The organism is Streptomyces synnematoformans, assembly GCF_039531005.1.
GTDB classification, from domain to species: domain Bacteria; phylum Actinomycetota; class Actinomycetes; order Streptomycetales; family Streptomycetaceae; genus Streptomyces; species Streptomyces synnematoformans.
Genome location: NZ_BAAAPF010000116.1, coordinates 1 through 20,141, shown reverse-complemented (window position 1 = coordinate 20,141; position 20,141 = coordinate 1). Strand labels below are relative to the sequence as shown.

Below are 20,141 nucleotides of genomic sequence, written 5' to 3'. Positions count from 1 at the left end.
GGCGGCGGCCCGGGGCCAGGCGGGCGCGGTCGGGGGTCGGCGCGTCCTCGCGCCAGTCGCGCAACTTCGACATCTCATCCATTGGTTGCCGCCTCGGGTGCGTCGTACGGGGAGCGAGGGTTGGGCCCGAGGGCCGCACGCACCTTGCGCCGGGCCCGGCTGAGCCGGGAGCGCACGGTGCCGACGGGGATGTCGAGCGCCTCGGCCACCTCCGCGTAGGTGAGGTCGGCCCACGCCACGAGCAGCAGCACGTGCCGGTCGCCGGACGGCAGCCTCGCGAGCGCGCCCGCGAGCGGGGCGTGGGCGGCCTGCGCGGCGAGCCGGTCGTCGGCCTCGTCCACCCAGGAGTGGGCCACCGGGTCGACGCCGGTACGGGCCAGGGCGCGCAGCGACCGCACCTCGGACCGGCGGTGCCGGCCGATGAGGTTGGCGGCGATGCCGTAGAGCCACGGCCGGGCGCTGGCACGGCCGGTGTCGAAGCGCGCCCGGGCGCGGAAGGCGGCCAGGAAGGTGTCGGCGGTGATGTCGTCCGCCGCTCCGGTGCCGAGCCGGCGGGCCGCGTAGCGGTGGATGGCGGGGGCGTGCCGATCGTAGAGTTCCGCGAACGCCTCCGGCCGGTCCAGCGACTCCTCGATCACGGCGGCGTCTCCGTCGACAAGCGGCGAGATGACGTGCGGGGGGTCCACGAATCTCTCCGGGATGTCGTGCGGCGGGTCGGTCACTGGGGGGTCCCCGTTCGAAGAGGTGGCGGCGGTTCCCTGTCACCCCTTGTTGCCCGATGACCGTGAACGCGTTCACGGTGAATTCTCCGGGCCGTGCCCGGGCCCGGCACCCGGCCGGTCCCCGGGAACGCGGAAGGCCCGCCCCGGGGACCGGGGCGGGCCTTGCCGGTGCGTCCTCAGACGTTGAAGCCCAGGGCGCGCAGCTGCTCGCGGCCCTCGTCGGTGATCTTGTCCGGGCCCCACGGGGGCATCCAGACCCAGTTGATCCGCAGGTCGTTGACGATGCCGTCGGTCGCGGCCTTCGCCTGGTCCTCGATCACGTCGGTCAGCGGACAGGCCGCCGAGGTCAGCGTCATGTCCAGGGTGGCGATGTTGCCCTCGTCGACGTGGATGCCGTAGACGAGGCCGAGGTTGACGACGTCGATGCCCAGTTCGGGGTCGACCACGTCGTACAGCGCCTCGCGGATCTCCTCCTCCTCGGCGGGCTTCGTCGTCACGTCGGTGTCCGTCATGCTGCGGCCTCCTTGAGCGCCTGGGCGGTGGCGTCTTTCCACGCCATCCAGGACAGCAGGGCGCACTTCACGCGCGCCGGGTACTTCGAGACGCCGGCGAACGCGACCGCGTCCTCCAGCACCTCCTCCATGGCAGCCAGGTCTTCGTCTCGCTCGATCCTCCCACGCGACTGCATCAGCTCCAGGAACTGCTCCTGGATCCGCTGCGCCTCGGGCAGCTCCTTGCCGACCAGCAGCTCGTTGAGCACGGAGGCGCTGGCCTGGCTGATGGAGCAGCCCTGGCCCTCGTAGGAGACGTCCTCGACGGTCTGCCCGGCGAGCTTCACGCGCAGCGTGATCTCGTCGCCGCAGGTCGGGTTGACGTGGTGCACCTCGGCGTCGCCGGCCCGCAAGCCCCGGCCGTGCGGGTGCTTGTAGTGGTCCAGGATGACGTCCTGGTACATCGAATCGAGCTTCACGCTGTTCCCACGCCCTTCAGCCGAAGAAGTTCCGGACGTACTCCAGGCCGTCGACCAGTGCGTCGACCTCGCCCGGGGTGGAGTACAGATAGAACGACGCCCGCGTGGTCGCAGGAATTCCGTACCGCAGGCAGACCGGCCGCGCGCAGTGGTGGCCGACCCGGACCGCGATGCCCTGCTCGTCGAGCACCTGGCCGACGTCGTGCGGGTGGATGTCGCCGAGTGTGAACGAGATCGCGGCGCCGCGCTCCTCGGCCGTCGTCGGGCCGATGATCTTCAGGTCGGGCACCTCCTGCAGCCGCCCGAGCGCGTAGCCGGTGATGGCGTGCTCGTGCGCCTCGATCTGCGCCATGCCGATGCCGGCGAGGTAGTCCACCGCCGCGCCGAGGCCGACGGCCTGGGCGATCGGCGGCGTGCCGGCCTCGAACTTGTGCGGCGCCGGGGCGTACGTCGAGGAGTGCATCGAGACGGTCTCGATCATCTCCCCGCCGCCGAGGAACGGCGGGAGGTCGTCCAGCAGCCCCTTGCGGCCCCAGAGCACCCCGATGCCGGTCGGGCCGGCCATCTTGTGCCCGGTGAAGGCGACGAAGTCGGCCTGCAGCGCCTGCACGTCCAGCGGCATGTGCGGGGCGGCCTGGGAGGCGTCCACGACGACCAGCGCGCCGACCTCCTGGGCGCGGCGGACGATGGCCTCGACGGGGTTGTGCGTGCCGAGGATGTTGGAGACCAGCACGAAAGACACGACCTTGGTCTTCTCCGTGATGACCTCGTCGAGGTCGCTCAGGTCGAGGCGGCCGTCGTCGGTGAGGCCGAACCACTTCAGCTTCGCGCCGGTGCGCTGCGCGAGCAGCTGCCACGGGACGATGTTGGAGTGGTGCTCCATCTCCGTGATGACGATCTCGGTGTCGCGGTCCACGCGGTACGGCTCGTCGGCGAAGCCGAGCATGTTGGCCACGAGGTTCAGCGACTCGGAGGCGTTCTTGGTGAAGACGACCTCGTCCCGGCTGGGCGCGTTGACGAAGGCGGCCACCTTGTCGCGGGCGCCCTCGTACAGCGCCGTGGCCTCCTCGGCGAGGACGTGAACGCCGCGGTGCACGTTGGCGTTGTGCCGCTCGTAGTACGCGTTCAGCGCGTCGAGCACCTGGCGCGGCTTCTGCGAGGTCGCCGCGTTGTCCAGGTACACGACCTTCTGCCCGTCGTGGACGATGCGGTCCAGGATCGGGAAGTCCTTGCGGATCGCCTCGGTGTCGAGGAGGCCCGGCAGCTGGTTCACGCCGATGCGCCGCCCTTCACGTAGGCCGCGTAGCCCTCTTCCTCCAGCTTGTCCGCCAGCTCCGGGCCGCCGGACTCGGCGATCCGGCCCTCCGCGAAGACATGCACGTGGTCGGGCTTGATGTAACGCAGGATGCGGGTGTAGTGGGTGATCAGCAGGGTGCCGACCTCGCCGGACTCGCGGATCCGGTTGACGCCCTCGGAGACGATGCGCAGCGCGTCGACGTCCAGGCCGGAGTCGGTCTCGTCGAGGATCGCGATCTTCGGCTTGAGCAGCTCCAGCTGCAGGATCTCGTGGCGCTTCTTCTCACCGCCGGAGAAGCCCTCGTTGACGTTGCGCTCGGCGAAGGCGGGGTCGATGTTCAGCCGCTCCATCGCCTCCTTGACCTCCTTGACCCACGTGCGGAGCTTGGGGGCCTCGCCGCGGATCGCGGTGGCGGAGGTGCGCAGGAAGTTGGAGACGGTGACGCCGGGGACCTCGACCGGGTACTGCATGGCGAGGAACAGGCCGGCGCGGGCGCGCTCGTCCACGCTCATCTCCAGCACGTCCTCGCCGTCGATGGTGACGGTCCCGGAGGTGATCTGGTATTTGGGGTGGCCGGCGACGGAGTACGCCAGGGTGGACTTGCCGGAGCCGTTGGGGCCCATGATGGCGTGGGTCTCGCCCTGCTTCACGGTCAGGTCGACGCCCTTGAGGATCTCCTTCGTGGCGTTGTCGGCCTCGACGGAGACATGCAGGTCGCGGATTTCAAGCGTTGCCATGGTGCCTTCAGGACTCCTGGGTGACGGAGACGAGCACGTCGTCCCCTTCGATCTTGACGGGATACACGGGGACGGGGCGCGTCGCGGGCAGCCCGGAGGGCTTGCCGGTACGCAGGTCGAAGGTGGAGCCGTGCAGCCAGCACTCGATCTGGCAGTCCTCCACCTCGCCTTCGGAGAGCGAGACGTTCGCGTGCGAGCAGATGTCGTAGATCGCGAACACCTCCTCGCCGGTCAGCACGACCGACACCGGCGTGCCGTCGATTTCCACCCGCTTGGGGAGGTCCTCCTCCAGCTCGCTCAGCGCGCAGGCGCGAACGTACGTCGCGTTGGTCGTGTCGGTCATGCCACGGACGCCTCCAACTCGGCCTCGATCTTCTCGATCAGCCGCTCCTCGACGTCCTTGATGCCGATCTGCTGCACCAGCTCGGCGAAGAAGCCGCGGACGACCAGCCGGCGGGCCTCGTCGGCGGGGATGCCGCGGGCCATCAGGTAGAACAGCTGCTCGTCCTCGAAGCGGCCGGTGGCGGAGGCGTGGCCGGCGCCGATGATCTCGCCGGTCTCGATCTCCAGGTTGGGCACGGAGTCGACGCGGGCGCCGTCGGTGAGCACCAGGTTGCGGTTCAGCTCGTACGTGTCGGTGCCCTCGGCCCGCTTGCGGATCAGCACATCGCCGATCCACACGGCGTGCGCGTCGTCGCCCTGCAGCGCCCCCTTGTACGCCACGTTGCTGCGGCAGTGGGGGGCGTCGTGGTCGACGAACAGCCGGTGCTCCTGGTGCTGGCCGGCGTCGGTGAAGTACAGCCCGTACAGCTCGGCCTCGGCGCCCGGCCCGGCGTAGTGCGCCCGGGGGTGCAGCCGGACCAGGTCGCCGCCGAAGGTGACGACGACGGACTTGAAGCTCGCGTCCCGGCCGATGAGCGCGGACTGCTGCGCGACGTGCACGGCCCCGTCGGCCCAGTCCTGCACGGAGACGACGGTGAGCTTGGCGCCGTCGCCCAGCACGTACTCGGTGTTCTCGGCGAGGACCGCGTCGCCGGTGTGGTCGATGACGACGACGGCCTCCGCGAAGGCGCCCAGCTCGATGAGCTGGTGCCCGTACGACACGCCGCCCTCGCCGTGCACCGAGACCCGGATGGGCTCGGCGAGCTGCGTGTCCTTCGGCACGGTCACGACCGTGGCCTTCTCGAACGCGGAGTACGCCTGGGCGGCGATCCGGTCCACCGGGGTGCCGGCCCGGCCGAGCCGCGCGTCGTCACGGCCGACGGTCTCGACGGTGACGCCGTCGGGCGCGGCGATGGCCACCTTGGGCTCGCCGGTCGCGGCGGCGCTGCCGTCGTGCAGGCCGCGGATCCGCTCCAGCGGGGTGAAGCGCCACTCCTCCTCCCGGCCGTGCGGGACCGGGAAGTCGGCCACGTCGAAGGACGGCGGTGCGCTCATCCTGGTCGCGACGGTGGACTCCGCGGCCACCGCGATGGTTCCGGCGGCGGTGGAGCCGGCCGGGATCTTCTGGGCGTCGGCCATGGCTGTTCTCGTACTCGCTTTCTCGGAGGTCGTCTCGAAGGCTGTTCCGGCGTACGGCGGGCGGCTAGCCCACCGCGCCTTCCATCTGCAGCTCGATCAGCCGGTTGAGCTCCAGCGCGTACTCCATCGGCAGCTCCTTGGCGATCGGCTCGACGAAGCCGCGGACGATCATCGCCATCGCCTCGTCCTCGGACAGGCCGCGCTGCATCAGGTAGAACAGCTGGTCGTCGCTGACCTTGGAGACGGTCGCCTCGTGGCCCATCGTCACGTCGTCCTCGCGGACGTCGACGTACGGGTAGGTGTCCGAGCGGGAGACCGTGTCGACCAGGAGGGCGTCGCAGAGCACGTTGGACTTGGAGTTCTCCGCGCCCTCGCCGATCTCGATCAGGCCGCGGTACGAGGTGCGCCCGCCGCCGCGCGCCACCGACTTGGAGACGATGTTGGACGAGGTGTGGGGCGCCATGTGCACCATCTTGGCGCCGGCGTCCTGGTGCTGGCCCTCGCCGGCGAAGGCGACGGACAGGGTCTCGCCCTTGGCGTGCTCGCCCATCAGGTAGATCGCCGGGTACTTCATGGTGACCTTGGAGCCGATGTTGCCGTCGACCCACTCCATGGTCGCGCCCTCGTAGGCCACCGCGCGCTTGGTGACCAGGTTGTACACGTTGTTCGACCAGTTCTGGATCGTGGTGTAGCGGCAGCGGGCGTTCTTCTTCACGATGATCTCGACGACCGCGGAGTGCAGCGAGTCCGACTGGTAGATCGGCGCGGTGCAGCCCTCGACGTAGTGCACGTACGCGCCCTCGTCGACGATGATCAGCGTCCGCTCGAACTGGCCCATGTTCTCGGTGTTGATCCGGAAGTACGCCTGCAGCGGGATCTCGACGTGCACGCCCTTCGGGACGTAGATGAACGAGCCGCCGGACCACACCGCGGTGTTGAGGGAGGCGAACTTGTTGTCACCGGGCGGGATGACCGTGCCGAAGTACTCCTTGAACAGCTCCGGGTGCTCCCTGAGCGCCGTGTCCGTGTCCAGGAACAGCACGCCCTGGCTCTCCAGGTCGTCGCGGATCTGGTGGTAGACGACCTCGGATTCGTACTGCGCGGCGACGCCGGCGACCAGGCGCTGCTTCTCCGCCTCGGGGATGCCGAGCTTGTCGTAGGTGTTCTTGATGTCCTCCGGCAGGTCCTCCCAGGACTGGGCCTGCTTCTCGGTGGACCGGACGAAGTACTTGATGTTCTCGAAGTCGATGCCGGAGAGATCGGAGCCCCACGTGGGCATGGGCTTCTTGCCGAAGAGCCGCAGGCCCTTCAGCCGGGTCTTCAGCATCCAGTCGGGCTCGGACTTCTTGTTGGAGATGTCCCGGACGACGTCCTCGGACAGGCCGCGCTTCGCGGCGGCGCCGGCCGCGTCGGAGTCGGCCCAGCCGTACTCGTAGCGTCCCAGTCCTTCGAGCTCGGGATGCTCCGAGGCGGCGGTCTCGATAGGCGCAGTCATGCGGGGTTCCTCCCGGATGTCGGTGGCTGCCTGCGAGCGTGGTGCTCGCGGTTTTCGGGGACGAACGTCGTACACACGCCGTCGCCGTGGGCGATGGTGGCCAGACGCTGCACATGGGTGCCGAGCAAGCGGGAGAAGACCTCGGTCTCCGCCTCGCAGAGCTGCGGGTATTGCTCGGCGGTGTGCGCCACCGGGCAGTGGTGCTGGCAGAGCTGCTCGCCGGGGGCACCGGGAGCGCTGCGCGCGGTGGCAGCGTACCCGTCCTCGGAGAGCAGCCGGGCGAGAGCCTCGACCCGGCCCTCGGGGGGCACGCCGGCCAGCTCCGCGGCGTACCGCTCGGCCTGCTCGGCGACCCGGTCGCGGGCGAACGCGGCGACGGCCGCCGCGCCCCGCACGCCGCCGCCCGCGTTCTGCGCGATCCAGCGCAGGGCGTCGGCGGCGAGCTGGTCGTACGCCTGGTCGAAGGCGTCCCGGCCGCAGTCGGTCAGGGCGAAGACCTTGGCCGGGCGCCCGCGGCCGCGGGCCCCGTAGACCCGCTGGTCGCGGGGCTCCACGATGCCCTCGGCGACGAGCGCGTCGAGGTGCCGCCGGACGGCGGCGGGGGTGAGTTCGAGCCGGTGGGCCAGGTCGGCCGCGGTCGACGGGCCGTGGTCGAGGATGGAGCGGGCCACGCGGTTGCGCGTCCCGTGCTCGGGCACGGCAGCGCCGGCGGCCGGCCCGGCCGCCTGCTCCTTCGCCGTGCTCCCACCCGGGTCCACGTTTTTCACAACGCCATTGTTGCTTAATTCGCCGGGGCGGGACAAGCCGGTTCCGGATCACCGTGCGGTGGAATGCGTCACTTAGGGTCACCTAAGTGACGCCTGGGATCCGGCGGCCCCCCGGCGGGCAGCGCCCCGGGGCGGCGTCGGCCGGGCCCGCGGGCTCTCTAGACTCGCAGTCATGCACCAGCCCTCCACCGACGCGGCCGTCCAGGTGACCGGCCTCGTCAAGCGGTACGGCGAGAAGACCGCCGTCGCCGGGCTCGACCTCACCGCCGCCCGCGGCGAGGTCACCGCCGTCCTCGGCCCCAACGGCGCGGGCAAGACGACCACCGTCGAGGTCTGCGAGGGCTACCGCCGGCCGGACGCCGGCACCGTACGCGTCCTCGGCCGCGACCCCCGCGCCGACGCCGCCGAGCTGCGGCCCCGGGTCGGCGTGATGCTCCAGTCCGGCGGCGTCTACCCCACCGCGCGGGCCGGGGAGATGCTGCGCCACATCGCGCGGCTGCACGCCCGCCCCCTCGACGTCGTGGCGCTGGTCGAGCGGCTGGGCCTCGGCTCCTGCGGCCGCACCCCCTACCGCCGGCTCTCCGGCGGGCAGCAGCAGCGGCTCGCGCTCGCCATGGCCGTCGTCGGCCGCCCCGAGCTGGTCTTCCTCGACGAGCCGACCGCCGGCCTCGACCCGCAGGCCCGCCACGCCACGTGGGAGCTGATCCGCGAGCTGCGCGCCGACGGGGTGTCCGTGGTGCTCACCACCCATCACATGGACGAGGCGGAGCAGCTCTCCGACCGGGTCGTGATCATCGACGGCGGCCGGCCGGTGGTCGACGGCACCCCGGAGGAGCTGTGCCGCGGCGGCGCGGAGAACACCATGCGCTTCACCGGCCGGCCGGGGCTCGACCTGGGCTCGCTGCTGAAGGCGCTGCCGCCGGAGACCGCGGCGCTGGAGCTGTCCCCGGGCTCGTACCGGATAAGCGGCGAGATCAACCCGGAGCTGCTGGCCACGGTCACCACCTGGTGCGCGCAGAACGGGGTGCTGCCGGATCAGATGACGGTGGAGCGGCGCACGCTGGAGGACGTCTTCTTGGAGCTGACGGGAAGGGAACTGCGCTCGTGAACACAACCACCCGGGGGTACGGGGGTCGCCCCCCGGAAGACCGCAGCTTGGAGCTGACGGGAAGGGAACTGCGCGGATGAGCGCTCGGCAGGCGGGGACGGGCGTCTTCGCCCCGCGCCCCGGGGCGGCGCCGCTGCCCCGCATGATCGCCGCGCAGGCCGGGCTGGAGACCCGGCTGCTCCTGCGCAACGGCGAGCAGCTGCTCCTCACCATGATCATCCCCGCGGTGCTGCTGCTGCTCTTCAGCACCGTGGACGTCGTCGACACCGGTCCCGGCGAGCCCGTCGACTTCCTCGCCCCCGGCGCCGTCGCGCTCGCCGTCATGGCCACCGCCTTCACCGGCCAGGCCATCGGCACCGGCTTCGACCGCCGCTACGGCGTGCTGAAGCGGCTCGGCGCCTCGCCGCTGCCCCGGGCGGGGCTGATGGCGGCGAAGGCGGTCGCGGTGCTCGCCACGATCGCGCTGCAGCTCGTGCTGCTGACCGCGATCGCGCTGGCGCTCGGCTGGTCGCCGCGCGGCGGGGCGGCCGGCGTGCTGGCCGTGGTGCTGCTCGTGGCGCTGGGCGCGGCGGCGTTCTCGGGGCTCGGGCTGCTGCTGGCGGGCACGCTCCGGGCGGAGGCGACGCTCGCGGCGGCGAACCTCGTCTTCGTGCTGCTGCTGGTGGCCGGGGGCGTGCTCGTGCCGTTGGAGAAGTTCCCCGACGGCGCGCGTGCCGTCCTCGAAGTGCTGCCGGTCGCGGCGCTGTCGGACGGGCTGCGGGACGTCCTCCGGGACGGCGGCGGCGTGCCGTGGGGCGACCTGGGCCTGCTGGCCGGCTGGGCGGTGCTGGGGCTGGGGCTGGCCGCGCGGTTCTTCCGCTGGGAGTGACCCGCCGGGGGCGGGGCGGCCGCCGGGCAGCGCGTACGGACGTACGGGAACGTCCGCCGCACCCCTCGTGAAACCACGCACAAGGGGCGTCATACGATAGGCGCCGTGCAGAGCCCTCTCGCCCTCATCGCCGAGCGCTGGACCCCGACGCAAGCGACGGTCCGGCGCGCGACGTTCTCCGCGTTGCTGATGAGCATCGTCATCGTGGTCACCGGGGGCGCCGTCCGGCTGACGGGCTCCGGGCTCGGCTGCGACACGTGGCCCAAGTGCTCCGACGACAGCCTGCTGGCCACGTCCGAGATGGGCATGCACGGCGCCATCGAGTTCGGCAACCGGCTGCTGACGTACGTGCTGTGCGCCGCCGTCGGCTGGGCCATCGTCGCGGCCCGCGCCACCAAGCCGTGGCGCCGCGAGCTGACCCGGCTGGGCTGGGTGCAGTTCTGGGTGGTCATGGGCAACGCCGTCCTCGGCGGCGCCGCGGTGCTCACCGAGCTGAACCCGTACACCGTGGCCGCCCACTTCCTGCTGGCCACCGGGCTGATCACCATCACGTACCTCACCTGGCACCGCGCCCGCGAGGGCGACGGCGGGCCCGACATGCTCGTCGGGGTGGTGGTGCGCCGGCTGACCCGGGCGCTGGTGGCGGTGTCCGTCGTGCTGCTGGCCGCCGGGACCGTCGTGACCGGCACGGGGCCGCACGCGGGCGACTCCAGCGAGGTGCCCCGGATGGGGTGGATCAGCTGGGAGCACGCGGCGAAGGTGCACTCCGTCACGGCCTGGGCGGTGATCGCCCTGACGATCGCGATCTGGGTGACGCTGAAGCTCGTGGACGGCCCGCCGGGGCCGCTGTCCCGCACCCGCGACCTGTTCCTGGTGCTGATGTCGCAGGCGGTCGTCGGTTACGCGCAGTACCTGACGGACGTGCCCGAAGCGCTGGTCATGATCCACCTGTTCGGCTCGACGCTGGTGTGGATCGCGGTGCTGCGGGTGGCCGTCTCGCTGCGGCACCGGCCGGAGACGCCGCCCGCGGAGGTCCCGCCCCCGGCGGTGCGCGCGGAGGCGCGGCCGGTGGGCTCGGCGGCCCCGTAGCGCCGGCCGCCCACGGCGGGACGGGGAACTCCCACCGGCGGGGCGGACGCACCCGCCCCGCGGCCCACCGGACGACGGTCAGGAGCCCTTCTGCCCGCGGCTCTCGTCGTCGCCCGCCGCGGGCCCGCCGCCCCCGGCCCGTACGCCGCCGCCCTCGACACCCCCGGCACCGTCCGGGCCGGCCTCCCCGGCCGGCTTGTCCGTGGACGGTTCGTCCGGCCCGGCTCCCGCGCCGGAGGCCGCCGCCGCGCCCGGCGCGCCCGGCGCAGCCGGGTTCGCGGAGCCGCCCAGCTGGATTCCGGCCATCCGCTTCCACTCGTACGGCCCCGTCCGCACCCGCGCCGCCAGCTCGCCGTCGAAGCTCTCCTGCAGCGCGACCCCCGCGGCCTCCGCCGCCGCCGTCGCGCTCGCCGTGCTCGGCGCCACCAGGTCGCCCCACACTCCGTCCGCCCCGACCAGCACCAGCCGCGCGCCCGGCTCCCCGAGGTACGCCACCTGCCCCCGCGCGCCGCCGTGGCGGCCGGCGAAGGACTCGATCTGCCGGGTGAGCTTGCGGGTCCTGCGGTCGTCATCGCTCATGGAGCAGATGCTACCCGCCGGTAATCAGCGCAGGAAGGGATCCACGGCCACCGCGATGAACAGCAGCGACACATAGGTGATGGACCAGTGGAAGAGCCGCATCTCCTTGAGCTTCGCGCCCACGATCCCGCGCCCGGCCCGCCGCAGCAGCCCGTGCGCCTCGCGCAGCCACACCGCGCCGAGCACCGCGGCCACCACCGGGTAGAACCAGCCGGTGTAGCCCAGCGGCCACAGCAGCAGCGAGACGCCGACCATCACCCAGCTGTACGCGACGATCTGCCGCGCGACGACCTTGTTCGACGCCACCACCGGCAGCATCGGCACCTTGACGCGCGCGTAGTCGTCCCTGACCTTCATCGACAGCGGCCAGTAGTGCGGCGGCGTCCAGAAGAACATCACCAGGAAGAGGATCAGCGAGGCCCAGGAGACGGAGTTCGTCACCGCGGACCAGCCGATGGCGACCGGCATGCAGCCGGCGATGCCGCCCCAGACGATGTTCTGCGAGGTACGCCGCTTCAGCAGCATCGTGTAGACGAGGACGTAGAAGAGGTTCGCGCCGAGGGCGAGCGCCGCGGACAGCGGGTTGACGAGTGTGGCGAACCACACCGTGGACACCACCGTCAGCGTCAGGCCGAAGGCCAACCCCTCGGCCGGCCGGACCATCCCGGTCACCAGCGGCCGCTGCTCCGTGCGGTGCATCAGCGCGTCGATGTCCCGGTCCAGGTACATGTTGAGCGCGTTGGCCCCGCCGGCGGACAGGTAGCCGCCGACGCAGGTGACGAGCACCAGCCACAGGTCGGGCACGCCCTCGGCGGCCAGGAACATCACCGGAACGGTGGTGATCAGCAGCAGTTCGATGATGCGCGGCTTGGTCAGCGCCACGAACGCCTTGACCCGGGCACCGGCCGGCCGGTGCGCGGTGTCCTGCCCGAGCGCACCCGCTGGTCGGGATTCGACGGCCGTCACGGACACCTCTGCTCGCGGTCAAGGGACTTCTGTACGTCGTCACTGTAGACGCTGCGTATCGGCCCCCGGCGCGGGGGGTGCCCCGTGTTGGGCGTCCGGGTTCCGCCCGCGGGCGAGCGGAACGGGAGGCGTTCCGGCGGCCGTGTCCGGCGGGCGCGACCGGCCCGGCACCGGCAGTCTGGTATGAGCGGGATAGGCTCGAAGGGCCCGGTGCTTTCCGGTCGCCGGAATTCCCGACCGTGGAGAGAGGAGCCCTGAACAAGGGTGAGCACGCAGCCGACCACCGATCTCGAGTGGAACGAACTGGACGACCGCGCGGTGGACACCGTCCGCGTTCTGGCCATGGACGCCGTACAGAAGGTCGGCAACGGCCACCCCGGCACGGCGATGAGCCTGGCCCCCGCCGCCTACACCCTCTTCCAGAAGGTGATGCGGCACGACCCCGCCGACCCGCAGTGGGCGGGCCGGGACCGCTTCGTACTCTCCGCGGGCCACTCCAGCCTGACCCTCTACATCCAGCTCTACCTCGGCGGGTTCGGCCTGGAGCTGGCCGACCTGGAGGCCTTCCGCACCTGGGGCTCCAGGACCCCCGGCCACCCCGAGTACGGCCACACCCCCGGCGTCGAGACGACGACGGGACCGCTCGGCCAGGGCCTGGCGAACGCCGTCGGCATGGCGATGTCCGCGCGCTACGAGCGCGGCCTCTTCGACCCGGACGCGCCCGCCGGCACCTCCCCGTTCGACCACCACATCTGGGTGATCGCGGGCGACGGCTGCCTCCAGGAGGGCATCTCGCACGAGGCGTCCTCGCTGGCCGGCCACCAGAAGCTGGGCAACCTCATACTGCTCTGGGACGACAACCACATCTCCATCGAGGGCGACACCGCCGCCGCCGTCTCCGAGGACACGATCGCGCGCTACGAGGCGTACGGCTGGCACGTCCAGCGGGTCGAGCAGAAGCCGAACGGCGACCTGGACCCCGAGGCACTGCACCGGGCCTTCGAGGAGGCCCGGGCGGTCACCGACCGGCCGTCGTTCATCGCGGCCCGCTCGATCATCGCCTGGCCGGCCCCGAACGCGCAGAACACCGAGGCCGCACACGGCTCCGCGCTGGGCGCCGAGGAGGTCGCCGCGACCAAGCGGGTCCTCGGCTTCGACCCCGAGCGGCACTTCGAGGTCGACGCCGACGTGCTCACCCACACCCGCGCGCTCGGCGAGCGCGGCGCGGAGGTGCACGCCGCGTGGGACAAGCAGTTCGCCGTCTGGCGGCAGACCAACCCGGGGCGCGCCGCCGAGTTCGACCGGATCCGCGCCGGCGAGCTGCCCGCGGGCTGGGCGGACGAGCTGCCGTCCTTCCCGGCCGGCAAGGCCGTCGCCACCCGCAAGGCGTCGGGCGAGGTGCTGAAGGCGCTCGGCCCGGTGGTGCCCGAGCTGTGGGGCGGCTCCGCCGACCTGGCCGGGTCCAACAACACCACCATCCCCGGCTCGGCCTCCTTCCTGCCCGCCGACAATCCGCTGGCGGGCGCCGACCCGTACGGCCGGACCGTGCACAACGGGATCCGCGAGCACGCGATGGCCGCCGTCATGAACGGCGTCACGCTGCACGGCAACACGCGCGTGTACGGCGGCACGTTCCTGGTCTTCTCCGACTACATGCGCAACGCGGTGCGGCTCTCGGCGCTGATGCACCTGCCGGTGACGTACGTGTGGACGCACGACTCCATCGGCCTCGGCGAGGACGGCCCGACCCACCAGCCGGTCGAGCACCTGTCGAGCCTGCGCGCGATCCCCGGGCTGAACGTGGTCCGCCCGGCGGACGCCAACGAGACCGTCGTCGCCTGGCGCGAGATCCTGCGCCGGTACACCAAGGAGTTCGGCGTCGGCGCCCCGCACGGCCTGGCGCTGACCCGGCAGGGGGTGCCGACGTTCGAGACGAACGGTGCCGTCGAGAACGCGGCCCGCGGCGGCTACGTGATGTTCGAGGCCGAGGGCCCCGGCGGCGAGCGGGCCGAGCCGCAGGTGATCCTCATCGGCACCGGCTCGGAGGTGCAGCTCGCGGTCGGCGCCCGGGAGCAGTTGCAGGCGGAGGGCGTGCCGACGCGGGTGGTCTCGATGCCGTCCGTGGAGTGGTTCGACGAGCAGCCGCAGGAGTACCGCGACGCGGTGCTGCCGCCCGCGGTCAGGGCCCGGGTGGCGGTCGAGGCGGGCGTCGGGATGTCCTGGCACCGCTTCACCGGGGACGCGGGACGCGTCGTCTCCCTGGAGCACTTCGGCGCCTCCGCCGACTACCAGGTCCTGTTCCGTGAGTACGGGCTGACCGCCGACGCCGTTGCCGCCGCGGCCCGGGAATCCCTGCGGGCCTGAAGTCGCTGACGCATACAGACGAAACGATGTCAGGAGATGCAATACCGATGACCGACGCACTCGAGCGCCTCTCCGGTGAAGGCGTCGCGATCTGGCTCGACGACCTGTCCCGCAAGCGCATCACGTCCGGCAATCTCGCCGAACTGGTCGACGAGAGCCACGTCGTGGGCGTGACCACCAACCCCACGATCTTCCAGAAGGCCATCTCGGCGGGCGACGGCTACGACGGCCAGCTCACGGACCTGGCCGCCCGCCGCGTCACCGTCGAGGAGGCCGTGCGCATGATCACGACGGCCGACGTGCGCGACGCGGCCGACGTGCTCCGCCCGGTGTACGACGCCACCGAGGGCCAGGACGGCCGGGTCTCCATCGAGGTCGACCCGCGCCTGGCCCACAACACCGCCGCCACCATCGCCGAGGCCAAGCAGCTGGCCTGGCTGGTGGACCGGCCCAACCTGTTCGTGAAGATCCCCGCCACCCGGGCGGGGCTGCCCGCCATCACCGAGGTGATCGGCAAGGGCATCAGCGTCAACGTCACGCTGATCTTCTCCCTGGAGCGCTACCGCGAGGTGATGGACGCCTTCCTCGCCGGCCTGGAGCAGGCGAAGGCCGCCGGCCTGGACCTGGCGGGGATCCGCTCGGTCGCCTCGTTCTTCGTCTCCCGGGTGGATACCGAGATCGACAAGCGGCTCGACGCCCTGGGCACCCCCGAGGCGAAGGAGGCGCGCGGCAAGGCGGCCGTCGCCAACGCCCGGCTGGCGTACGAAGCGTTCGAGGAGGTCTTCTCCTCGGACCGCTGGACCGCGCTGGAGAAGGCCGGCGCCCACAAGCAGCGCCCCCTGTGGGCGTCGACGGGCGTGAAGGACAAGGCGTACAAGGACACGCTCTACGTGGACGAGCTGGTCGCGCCGGGGACGGTCAACACCATGCCGGAGCCGACCCTGCACGCCGTCGCCGACCACGGCGCGATCCGCGGGCCCGCCATGGGGAAGGAGCAGCGCGGCACGTACGACGAGGCGCGCGCCGACATCGACGCCCTGGAGAAGCTGGGCGTCTCGTACGACGAGGTGGTCGCCCTGCTGGAGGACGAGGGCGTGGAGAAGTTCGCCACGTCCTGGAACGACCTGCTCGACTCCACCCGGACAGAGCTTGAGCGCCGCGCACCGAAGGGGGCGTAGTCGACGGTGACCGGCTCTGGCACCAACCCGCTGCGTGACCCGCAGGACCGGCGGCTGCCGCGGATCGCGGGCCCCTCGGGCCTGGTCATCTTCGGCGTCACCGGCGACCTGTCGCGCAAGAAGCTGATGCCCGCCGTGTACGACCTGGCGAACAGGGGGCTGCTGCCGCCCGGCTTCTCCCTCGTCGGCTTCGCCCGCCGCGACTGGGAGAACGAGGACTTCGCGCAGGTCGTACACGACTCGGTGAAGGAGCACGCCCGCACGCCCTTCCGCGAGGAGGTGTGGCAGCAGCTCTCCGAGGGCTTCCGGTTCGTCCAGGGCGACTTCGACGACGACGACGCGTTCGAGCGGCTGCGCACCACCGTCGAGGACCTGGACAAGGTGCGCGGCACGGGCGGGAACTTCGCGTTCTACCTCTCCGTGCCGCCGAAGTTCTTCCCGCTGGTCGTGCAGCAGCTCAAGGAGCACAACCTGGCCGACCCGACGGGTGACTCCTGGCGGCGCGCGGTCATCGAGAAGCCGTTCGGGCACGACCTGAAGAGCGCCGTGGAGCTGAACCGGATCGTCCACCAGGTCTTCGAGCCCGACCAGGTCTTCCGCATCGACCACTACCTGGGCAAGGAGACCGTCCAGAACATCCTGGCGCTGCGCTTCGCCAACACGATGTTCGAGCCGCTCTGGAACCGGTCGTACGTCGACCACGTGCAGATCACCATGGCCGAGGACATCGGCATCGGCGGCCGCGCCGGCTACTACGACGGCATCGGCGCCGCCCGCGACGTCATCCAGAACCACCTGCTGCAGCTGCTGGCGCTGACCGCGATGGAGGAGCCGACGGCCTTCGACGCGCAGGCGCTGGTGGCGGAGAAGATCAAAGTGCTGGCGTCGCTGCAGCTCCCCGCCGACCTGGGCCGGCACACGGTGCGCGGGCAGTACGCGGCCGGCTGGCAGGGCGGCGAGAAGGTGCGCGGCTACCTGGAGGAGGAGGGCATCGACCCGAACTCCGGCACCGACACCTACGCCGCGATCAAGCTGGGGATCGACAACCGCCGGTGGGCGGGCGTGCCGTTCTACCTGCGCACCGGCAAGCGGCTCGGCCGCCGGGTCACGGAGATCGCCGTCGTCTTCCAGCGGGCTCCGCACCTGCCGTTCGACACCACCGACACCATGGAGCTGGGCCAGAACGCGCTGGTGATCCGCGTCCAGCCGGACGAGGGCGTCACCGTGCGGTTCGGCTCCAAGGTGCCCGGCACGTCGATGGAGGTGCGGGACGTGACGATGGACTTCGCCTACGGCGAGTCCTTCACCGAGTCCAGCCCCGAGGCGTACGAGCGGCTGCTCCTCGACGTGCTCCTCGGCGACGCCAACCTCTTCCCGCGCCACCAGGAGGTCGAGCTGTCCTGGCAGATCCTCGACCCCATCGAGGAGCACTGGGCCGCGCACGGCAGGCCCGAGCCGTACACCGCGGGCACCTGGGGGCCGAGGGCGGCGGACGAGATGCTGGCACGAGACGGACGGAGCTGGCGGCGGCCATGAACATCGACCTCACCGAGACCACCTCGGCCCAGATCAACTCGGCGCTCGTGGGCGCCCGGCGGGCCACCGGCACGCCAGCCGTCGGGATGGTGCTCACGCTGGTCATCGTCACCGACGAGGGCAACCACTACGACGCGCTCAAGGCCGCCAGCCAGGCGTCCAAGGAGCACCCGTCGCGCATCCTCGTCGTCATCAAGCGCCCCGGCCGCTCCCCGCGCGAGCGCGCGCTGGCGCGGCTGGACGCCGAGGTGCGGGTCGGCAACGAGACGGACACCGGCGAGACGGTGCTGCTGCGGCTGCACGGCGAGCTGGCGGGGCACGCGGCCAGCGTCGTGCTGCCGCTGCTGCTGCCGGACGCCCCGGTGGTGGTGTGGTGGCCGGAGGACGCGCCGGAGAACCCGGCGGAGGACCTGCTCGGCCGGCTCGCCACCCGCCGCATCACGGACGCCGCGGCGTGCGAGGACCCGGTCGGCGCGCTGCGGCAGCGGGCCACGGCGTACGCGCCCGGGGACACGGACCTGGCGTGGACGCGGATCACACCGTGGCGCAGCATGCTGGCGGCGGCGCTGGACCAGCGGCACGCCACCATCACGTCGGCGGTGGTGGAGGGCGAGGAGTACAACCCCTCCACGGAGCTGCTGGCGCTGTGGCTGGCGAACCGGCTGGGCGTGCCGGTGGAGCGCACGGCCTCGCCGGGCCCGGGGCTGACCGCGGTGCGGCTGGTGACGTCGGACGGCGTGATCTGCCTGGACCGGCCGAACGGGGCGCTGGCGGAGCTGGCGGTCCCGGGGCAGCCGGAGCGGCACGTGGCGCTCAAGCGGCGGACGACGGCGGAGCTGATCGCCGAGGAGCTGCGGCGGCTGGACCCGGACGAGGCGTACGCGCACGCGGTGGCGTACGGCGTGGAGCGGCTGGCGCCGGCGGGGTCGGTGGAGTCCGGTGCGTCGGCGGCGGAGGCGGCGGTCGGGACCGAGGCCGCCGGGGCCGGCGCCGGGAAGCAGGCGGCGCCGAAGAAGCGGCCGGCGAAGAAGGCGGCCTCGGGGACGCAGCCGCCGTCCTCGGCGCAGGGTTCGTGAGCGGCGCCGTGAGCACGCCGCAGGTCGTCGTCCACCGCGACAAGGAGCTGATGGCCGAGGCGGCCGCCGCCCGGCTGATCACCAAGGTCGTGGACGCGCAGGCGGCCCGGGGCGCCGCCTCGGTCGTGCTCACCGGCGGCCGCAACGGCAACGGTCTGCTGGCCGCGCTGGCCGCCGCGCCGGCCCGGGACGCGGTCGACTGGACACGTCTCGACCTGTGGTGGGGCGACGAGCGCTTCCTGCCCGCCGGCGACCCCGAGCGCAACGCCACCCAGGCGCGCGCGGCGCTGCTGGACGCGGTGCCGGTCGACCCGGCGCGGGTGCACGAGATGCCGGCGGCGCAGGCGGAGTTCGGCGCCGACGCGGACGCGGCGGCCGCGGCGTACGCGCGCGAGCTGGCCGCCGCGGCGCGGCCGGAGGACCACGGGCCGGTCCCCGCGTTCGACGTGCTGCTGCTGGGCGTCGGCCCGGACACGCACGTCGCGTCGCTCTTCCCGGAGCTGCCGGGGGTACGGGAGACGGAGCGCACGGTCGTCGGGGTGCACGGGGCACCGAAGCCGCCGCCGACGCGGATCTCGCTGACGCTCCCGGCGATCCGGGCGGCGCGGGAGGTGTGGCTGCTGGCGGCGGGCGAGGACAAGTCGCGGGCGGCGGCGATGGCGCTGTCGGGCGCGGGCGAGATCCAGGCCCCGGCCGCGGGCGCGCAGGGCCGCCAGCGGACCCTGTGGCCCCTGGACCGCCCGGCGGCCGCGCTGCTGCCGCCGACGCTGTACCCGCCGGCGTCGCCGTGACCGGTCCGCCGGCTGCCGCCGGGGCGGGCGGGTGAGGCACGGAGCGAACGCCGCGGCTCGTCCTCCGGGTGCACACGACCTGCGGTCTGCGCGGGCGAGGCGCCGCCGCGGGCCCGCGGCCGGGTCGCGCCGGTTCTGACCGCGGGGGCGCCGCGGTGCGCACCGGGTGCGGCCTCCGGCAGGCAGGTCGGAGCGGCGGTCTCGCCCGGACCGTCGCGACCGGCGGCGGGCGAGCGCCGAGCCGTCGCGGCGAGCCGGCCGCGGCCGGACGGCCCGTGGGCGGCCGGGAGACGTCTCACGCCACTTGTCCCGCGCCGCTGCGACCGTTCCCGGGTGTGGTCAGCGCAGCACGCGCGCCAGCGCCGCCGCGCCGGCCAGGCCGTCCGGGACCGGGGCCGGGCTCAGGCCGTACGGCCGCATGCGGGCGGTGAAGCGCGCCAGCAGCGGGCCCGCGGGGGCGAGGAGGCCGCCGGTGGTGACCAGGGGCTCGCCCGGCACCGGGGCCAGCGCCGCGACCGTCTCCGCAAGGCGGTCCGCGGCCTCGTCCAGGATCGCCCCGGCCACCGCGTCGCCCGCCTCCGCCGCCCGTACCACCACCGGGCACAGCCGGGCGATCGCCACCGGCGCCCCGGCGAACCCGGCGTCCACCAGCGCGCTCCGCGCCGCCGACCGCTCCCCGGCCCCCCGTGGCACCGCGCCGGCGCTCCGCCCGCGGTCCTCCGTCGCGGAGGCCCGGGGCCCCGTGCGTCCGTCCGCACCCGTCCCCGCAGCTCCGCCACCGGCCACAGGCGACTCCGCCCCGCTCCCGGCCGACGCACCCTCCCGGCCGCCCGTCTCCCGCAGGTGCTCCGCGCCCGCGCTCCTTCCCCGCTCCCCGGCTCCCCCCGCTGCCGCCTGTCTCAGCATGTCCGCCAGCTCCGTCGCCGGGCCGCGGCCGTCGAGCGCGCGCAGCGCCGCCAGCAGCGCCGCGCGGGCGATCCAGAAGCCGCTGCCCTCGTCGCCGAGGAGCCAGCCGTGGCCGTCCGTCGTCGCCGTCTGCCGCCGGTCCGCGATCCGCGCCGCCGCCGCGCCGGGGCC

20 protein-coding genes are annotated in these 20,141 nt (G+C 72.9%); 8 read left to right on the top strand and 12 right to left on the bottom strand.

What is annotated here, in order from left to right; translation table 11 throughout:
- Positions 1-74 precede the first annotated feature (74 nt).
- The 9 genes from ABD317_RS18240 to ABD317_RS18200 all read right to left on the bottom strand — a co-directional run bounded on the left by ABD317_RS18240 (position 75) and on the right by ABD317_RS18200 (position 7,500).
- Positions 75-686: an RNA polymerase sigma factor gene (locus ABD317_RS18240; protein WP_344291020.1), complete on the bottom strand. Its 612-nt coding sequence runs from the start codon at positions 684-686 to the stop codon at positions 75-77.
- A 212-nt stretch (positions 687-898) separates the two neighbouring features.
- Positions 899-1,234, bottom strand: coding sequence for an iron-sulfur cluster assembly protein (locus ABD317_RS18235; RefSeq protein ID WP_027753542.1), 336 nt, complete (start codon positions 1,232-1,234; stop codon positions 899-901).
- Positions 1,231-1,692, bottom strand: coding sequence for a Fe-S cluster assembly sulfur transfer protein SufU (gene sufU / locus ABD317_RS18230; RefSeq protein WP_027753543.1), 462 nt, complete (start codon positions 1,690-1,692; stop codon positions 1,231-1,233). The genes ABD317_RS18235 and sufU overlap by 4 nt, the downstream gene beginning before the upstream one ends.
- 16 nt (positions 1,693-1,708) lie before the next feature.
- Positions 1,709-2,965 (bottom strand): cysteine desulfurase, encoded by a 1,257-nt coding sequence (locus tag ABD317_RS18225; protein WP_344291019.1) that lies wholly within the window; start codon positions 2,963-2,965, stop codon positions 1,709-1,711.
- Complete coding sequence (gene sufC / locus ABD317_RS18220; protein WP_344291018.1) at positions 2,962-3,726, bottom strand: Fe-S cluster assembly ATPase SufC; 765 nt, start codon at positions 3,724-3,726, stop codon at positions 2,962-2,964. Before sufC ends, ABD317_RS18225 begins: the two co-directional genes overlap by 4 nt.
- A 7-nt stretch (positions 3,727-3,733) precedes the next feature.
- Positions 3,734-4,069: a non-heme iron oxygenase ferredoxin subunit gene (locus ABD317_RS18215; RefSeq protein WP_344291017.1), complete on the bottom strand. Its 336-nt coding sequence runs from the start codon at positions 4,067-4,069 to the stop codon at positions 3,734-3,736.
- Positions 4,066-5,247 carry a Fe-S cluster assembly protein SufD gene (gene sufD, locus ABD317_RS18210; RefSeq protein ID WP_027753547.1) on the bottom strand — a complete coding sequence of 394 codons (1,182 nt, stop codon included), beginning with the start codon at positions 5,245-5,247 and terminating at the stop codon, positions 4,066-4,068. The genes ABD317_RS18215 and sufD overlap by 4 nt, the downstream gene beginning before the upstream one ends.
- Before the next feature lie 64 nt (positions 5,248-5,311).
- Positions 5,312-6,742: a Fe-S cluster assembly protein SufB gene (gene sufB, locus ABD317_RS18205; protein ID WP_027753548.1), complete on the bottom strand. Its 1,431-nt coding sequence runs from the start codon at positions 6,740-6,742 to the stop codon at positions 5,312-5,314.
- On the bottom strand, positions 6,739-7,500 hold the full coding sequence (locus tag ABD317_RS18200; RefSeq protein WP_027753549.1) for an ArsR family transcriptional regulator: 762 nt from the start codon (positions 7,498-7,500) through the stop codon (positions 6,739-6,741). The genes sufB and ABD317_RS18200 overlap by 4 nt, the downstream gene beginning before the upstream one ends.
- A 181-nt stretch (positions 7,501-7,681) precedes the next feature.
- Between ABD317_RS18200 and ABD317_RS18195 the strand changes: the two genes are divergently transcribed.
- From ABD317_RS18195 to ABD317_RS18185, 3 genes are all read left to right on the top strand, one after another.
- Positions 7,682-8,617, top strand: a complete 936-nt coding sequence (locus tag ABD317_RS18195) for an ATP-binding cassette domain-containing protein (RefSeq protein ID WP_027753550.1) — start codon at positions 7,682-7,684, stop codon at positions 8,615-8,617.
- Positions 8,618-8,693: 76 nt separating this feature from the next.
- Entirely contained in the window at positions 8,694-9,485 is a 792-nt protein-coding gene (locus ABD317_RS18190) for an ABC transporter permease (RefSeq protein WP_344291016.1), read from the top strand.
- Positions 9,486-9,590: 105 nt separating this feature from the next.
- A complete protein-coding gene (locus tag ABD317_RS18185; RefSeq protein WP_027753552.1) occupies positions 9,591-10,574 on the top strand; it encodes a COX15/CtaA family protein in 984 nt (327 codons plus the stop codon).
- 78 nt (positions 10,575-10,652) lie between these two features.
- Here ABD317_RS18185 and ABD317_RS18180 read toward each other — a convergent pair whose 3' ends face one another.
- Positions 10,653-11,153, bottom strand: coding sequence for a hypothetical protein (locus ABD317_RS18180; RefSeq protein WP_344291015.1), 501 nt, complete (start codon positions 11,151-11,153; stop codon positions 10,653-10,655).
- A gap of 24 nt (positions 11,154-11,177) precedes the next feature.
- A complete protein-coding gene (locus ABD317_RS18175) occupies positions 11,178-12,119 on the bottom strand; it encodes a heme o synthase (RefSeq protein WP_027753553.1) in 942 nt (313 codons plus the stop codon).
- Positions 12,120-12,383: 264 nt separating this feature from the next.
- Here ABD317_RS18175 and tkt point away from each other — a divergent pair, with 264 nt between their 5' ends.
- From tkt to pgl, 5 genes are read left to right on the top strand one after another with little or no spacing between them, the layout of a single operon-like run.
- Positions 12,384-14,483, top strand: a complete 2,100-nt coding sequence (gene tkt / locus ABD317_RS18170) for a transketolase (RefSeq protein WP_344291014.1) — start codon at positions 12,384-12,386, stop codon at positions 14,481-14,483.
- Positions 14,484-14,530: 47 nt separating this feature from the next.
- On the top strand, positions 14,531-15,661 hold the full coding sequence (gene tal, locus ABD317_RS18165) for a transaldolase (protein WP_344291013.1): 1,131 nt from the start codon (positions 14,531-14,533) through the stop codon (positions 15,659-15,661).
- 6 nt (positions 15,662-15,667) lie between these two features.
- Complete coding sequence (zwf, locus tag ABD317_RS18160) at positions 15,668-17,197, top strand: glucose-6-phosphate dehydrogenase (RefSeq protein WP_344291012.1); 1,530 nt, start codon at positions 15,668-15,670, stop codon at positions 17,195-17,197.
- Positions 17,194-18,273, top strand: coding sequence for a glucose-6-phosphate dehydrogenase assembly protein OpcA (gene opcA, locus ABD317_RS18155; protein ID WP_344291011.1), 1,080 nt, complete (start codon positions 17,194-17,196; stop codon positions 18,271-18,273). Before zwf ends, opcA begins: the two co-directional genes overlap by 4 nt.
- A gap of 8 nt (positions 18,274-18,281) precedes the next feature.
- Positions 18,282-19,064, top strand: a complete 783-nt coding sequence (gene pgl, locus ABD317_RS18150) for a 6-phosphogluconolactonase (RefSeq protein WP_344291010.1) — start codon at positions 18,282-18,284, stop codon at positions 19,062-19,064.
- Positions 19,065-19,403: 339 nt separating this feature from the next.
- Here pgl and ABD317_RS18145 read toward each other — a convergent pair.
- On the bottom strand, positions 19,404-20,141 hold a 738-nt coding region (locus tag ABD317_RS18145; protein ID WP_344291009.1), incomplete at its 5' end, for a BadF/BadG/BcrA/BcrD ATPase family protein.